Below are 3,057 nucleotides of genomic sequence, written 5' to 3'. Positions count from 1 at the left end.
CGGGCCGGGGGGGGGCCGCCCGCGGCCGCGGGCGGGGGGGCCCGGGGGGGGGGGGGGGGGGTGCCCGGCCGCACGGGGGTCTGTCAGCCGTGCGCGGCTGCGGCGGTGAGGGCGGGCAGCGCGAGCGCTTCCAGGGCGGCGGCCTGGTCGGCGTCGGTGAGGGTCTGTGCGGTCGACGTAATGGCCTGCATCACGCCTCCGGCGGTCATCTGACCGCCTCGGATGAAGTGGGAAAGGATCCGGTCCTTCGTTTCGGTGCCGATGCTGAGCGACTTGGTGACGTGCTCGATTGTCTTCGTCGGCTCGTCCAGCGGCTTCCCGGCGGCGGCCTCCATCTCGTGCATCCTGGCTTCGAGATACTCCCGTGACAGGAAGGTGCGTACGGCGTCCGTGGTCTTGGACGTGATCAGCTCAAGTGTCTTGCGCTGGGTCTGGCCGGACCAGGACACGACACCCTCTTCCTGCTTGCCTCCAAGGTGCACGGCGCGCATGACGTCCTTCGTGATGGTCATGCCGTTGCTGCACACCTGGAAGGTGGCACGCGGGGTGACGGTGTACGCCCCGGCCCCGACTTCGCTGTTGGTGATGACGAATCCAGCGTTGATCAGCGGGAGTTCGTCACCGCTGCGTCCGTCGAACGGGGAGCGGTAGCCCCGCAGCAGGTTGCGGGCCTGAATCGCGACTGCTTCGGACTCGACGCGCACATACATGCGCCGGTCGGTGAGGTCGCATCCTGTGATCCGGGTGGGGTGCCCGGACTTCTCCACCCCGTCCAAGGCAGCCACCAGCATGTCGAGGTTGTCCATCAACTTGTAGCTGTCGGACAGCAGCGCGCGGGCCGCACCCACGCTGGGGGGCATACCGGGGCTGCTCTCGCCCCGAAACGCGCGGAGCATGAAGCGGCGTTCCGGGCCCTCGCGGAGCCACGCGTTGACGTTCTCGTCCAGCAGCGGAACGTTTTCCGCGCGCATGCGGCGCAGGTAGGCCAACGGGATGCGGAGCTTGTCAGAGATCCCCTCGTCGGCAACGGCGGTGGGCCGGTAGATGCCATCGACGTCCGTCACACCGTCCTCGGTGATCAGAGACTCGACGCCTTCGACGTGGACATTGCCCTCCCGCATCCGCAGCGCGGACGCGGGGGCGATGACGTCCAGCTTCCGGTGCTGCCCGTCCTCCAGGATGCGGACCAGGTCGGACAGGTCGGCGTTGCGGGCGCCGGTGGTGGCGACGTGCGTAACGCGCTCGGCGAACTGCTGAGTCATGCGGTGTTCCCCTTTGCTGTTGGTCTCTGCGGGTCGGGGGGCGGAGCCACCGCCCCCCGACAACTTCAATAATAGTGTGTTTTAGGAGTAGGTAAACCCACCCCTGACCTGCACACTTAGACCGCAGCGCGATGCTCGGGAAGCGGAGTCAGGCTCTGGCGCCGCACCCTCGTCACAGCCGGTACCGCAATGCCGCCGATCACCTCGCACAGGTCGTAGGAGACGCTGTGAGCGCCGCCGACCGGATCGGCTTCAGCCCTGATCGCCTTCACCCAGTAGAGACCATGACGTCGTGTCAGGCTGCCGTGGTACCTGACCTTCTGCCACAGCACCGGACCCGCACTATGCGGGGCCAGACTCCGCGCCACCGCGAGCGCAAGATGATCTGAGGCCCCGTCGCCGACCACGTTCAGAATCGCGCGGTACACCGTCAGCCGATCCACCGGCACATCAGCCACCGCTCGTCCCGTGTGACCGGTGCGTACACCCATGGCCCAACCCAATTCGAAGAACGGTTGAACCATCTCGAACTGCTCCTGAGTCATCCTCAGGGCTTTCGGGTCACGCTTGCTGCGCACCAACTCACGCAGCGCATATCGGGCTTGCTCCTTCTCTGCGAGCGTGAGCGGGGCCCCGAGCTTCTGAGTAGGGGCTGCAATCTGTGTTTCTTCCATGATTTCCCTTCCTCCTGTCAGTGATACCTGGGCGGAATGGGGCGCCCTCCTAGGGCGCCCCATGTGCGTCAGCTCAGGAACCCGCGCGACCGGAGGAATTCGGCTGTGAGGAATGCGATTCCTTGGGGCTTGTAGATCTGCGGGAATCGCCGCAATTCAACGGCCATGCGACCTTCCTTGTCCGGGTCAATGAATTCCTGAACCAGCCGATAGGGCTCGTCGCCTGTCGGGATTTCCAGAACCACCGGACCGACAGCTTTGGTTTCGAAACGGATTCCGGTGTAGTTCTGATCCGAGTTGTGCACGATCTTCGCCCCGGAACGCTGGCACACGAGAGGCAGGAAGTTCGCGATAGTGCGGGCCCGAACGGCAAGGCCAGTCATGGGCGCGTCCTTCCCGCCCTGAACCCGCCGGACGATCCCGTCAGAGATCTTGATCTCCATAGTCTTCCCCTTCGTTGGTCTTCTGCGGTTCTCCCGGGGGTCGCCTCCCCCAGGACTTCAAATAATAGTGTGTCATGGCGCTGGAGGGAAGCCCCGTTGCGCTGCGTGTTGCGCCGGATGTTGCGCCTATGAGGTTGCGGTAGAAGTTGCGCTGCGCGTTGCGCTGACGTTCCGGGTCCGCTCGTGTCGTTGCTGGTCACACCGTCTTTGACTGTCGCACCGTTGGTGGACATCCCCTCTCTGTGTCCCTTGCTGTTTTCCTTGGTTGTGGTGTGGGTGGGTTGGGTGCTGGGGTCTTGTGGGGGATGGGGGTGGGGGTTTGGTGTGTTGCGCGTCGGCGGTGGCCTCCGCGCCCCGTTGTCCGGTCCTGCCGGGTGCCCCTCCCGGAGGGAGGGGGAGCGGTCAGCGGGTCGTGCCTCGGGCAGGACCCGCGTCCACGCACTGCCCTCTGTTCCTGGGACACCGACCCGGCAACCCCGAGTCTTCACGGTCTTTCACCTCCAAGCCCCGGAGGGGCCCCACCCACCTCCCCCGTCCCCTCCACACCCGAACACCCATCAAACCCACCCACCCCCAACCCCCATGACAAACCCTCAACCAAAACCCCAACCACCCACCCACACAAACAAACCAACCCACCCTCCCAACCGCGTGCCGGTGGCACGCACGTTATGGAAT

Annotated in this window: 3 protein-coding genes; all 3 read right to left on the bottom strand. The window is 65.5% G+C overall.

What is annotated here, in order from left to right:
- Positions 1–83: 83 nt before the first annotated feature.
- Positions 84–1,262: a DUF932 domain-containing protein gene (locus ACFWI9_RS08265; RefSeq protein ID WP_387159844.1), complete on the bottom strand. Its 1,179-nt coding sequence runs from the start codon at positions 1,260–1,262 to the stop codon at positions 84–86.
- Positions 1,263–1,378: 116 nt separating this feature from the next.
- Positions 1,379–1,936 carry a hypothetical protein gene (locus ACFWI9_RS08260; protein WP_387159842.1) on the bottom strand — a complete coding sequence of 186 codons (558 nt, stop codon included), beginning with the start codon at positions 1,934–1,936 and terminating at the stop codon, positions 1,379–1,381.
- A 68-nt stretch (positions 1,937–2,004) separates the two neighbouring features.
- Positions 2,005–2,379, bottom strand: a complete 375-nt coding sequence (locus tag ACFWI9_RS08255) for a hypothetical protein (protein ID WP_387159840.1) — start codon at positions 2,377–2,379, stop codon at positions 2,005–2,007.
- Positions 2,380–3,057 lie beyond the last annotated feature (678 nt).

It is taken from the genome of Streptomyces sp. NPDC127084 (genome assembly GCF_042724175.1).
Lineage (GTDB): Bacteria > Actinomycetota > Actinomycetes > Streptomycetales > Streptomycetaceae > Streptomyces.
This window is presented reverse-complemented; position numbering and strand designations above follow the sequence as displayed.